Annotated in this window: 2 pseudogenes; one reads left to right on the top strand and one right to left on the bottom strand. The window is 57.1% G+C overall.

The features are described 5' to 3' along the window. Positions 1 to 60 precede the first annotated feature (60 nt). Positions 61 to 252: pseudogene (locus LH47_RS17280) on the top strand (UPF0236 family transposase-like protein); the annotation flags it as partial. Here the strand turns inward: LH47_RS17280 and LH47_RS14730 are convergent. Then, positions 235 to 852 (bottom strand): annotated as a pseudogene (locus tag LH47_RS14730) (UPF0236 family transposase-like protein); the annotation flags it as partial. The pseudogenes LH47_RS17280 and LH47_RS14730 overlap by 18 nt on opposite strands. Between the last annotated feature and the right edge of the window lie 38 nt (positions 853 to 890).

Below are 890 nucleotides of genomic sequence, written 5' to 3' on the forward strand. Positions count from 1 at the left end.
GAGGAAACGGCGGTCGAGTTGGCCGTAGAGTGCTCTTCCTACCGCAAAGCGGCCCGTACGTTGGAGTCGATCGTGGGGTATGCGGTCCTAAGCCACGAGGCGATTCGCCAACTGGTGCTGGAGGCCCCTGTCTCGCTGCACCACCCTGTTTCCCAACGGCACGGCCGAGTGCTGTTTGTGGAGGCGGATGGGCTGTTCATTTCCCGCCAGGGGAAAGGGAAACGGGCGAAAGAAGAGAAAATCCTGGCGGTTCACGAGGGATGGAAACGAAACGGTTCGCAGCTCGAGCTCGTGAACCGCCAGGATTTTCTCTTCTTTCGCCCGTTTCCCTTTCCCCTGGCGGGAAATGAACAGCCCATCCGCCTCCACAAACAGCACTCGGCCGTGCCGTTGGGAAACAGGGTGGTGCAGCGAGACAGGGGCCTCCAGCACCAGTTGGCGAATCGCCTCGTGGCTTAGGACCGCATACCCCACGATCGACTCCAACGTACGGGCCGCTTTGCGGTAGGAAGAGCCCTCTACGGCCAACTCGACCGCCGTTTCCTCGAGGCAAGGGCTGATCGACTGCGCTCCATCAAAGCCCAGTTCGGCATCCAGCAAGAAGGTATACGCCCCCGCCTGCCGATCATAGTAGTAGTTCCGTCGAAACGTCACTTCTCCAAACAGCGTTTGGATCGTGGTCGGCCGTTTGTCTTTCAGCTGATACCGGCGCTTGTCCCGCGCTTCCGCCAGTTGTTGATCAATCTCCTCCAAAAGGGCCGCCAACAAGACAGCGAACACCTTTTGAAGAGTTCTGACTAATTGTTCCTCCAGCTCTTTTAATAAAGGCCATTCTGTGGTAAAATGTTTCATGGACTCTCTCCCTCCTGTTTTATTGATGTTGGTCATCA

The sequence above is a fragment of the Anoxybacillus thermarum genome, assembly GCF_000836725.1.
Classification (GTDB): Bacteria; Bacillota; Bacilli; order Bacillales; family Anoxybacillaceae; genus Anoxybacillus; species Anoxybacillus thermarum.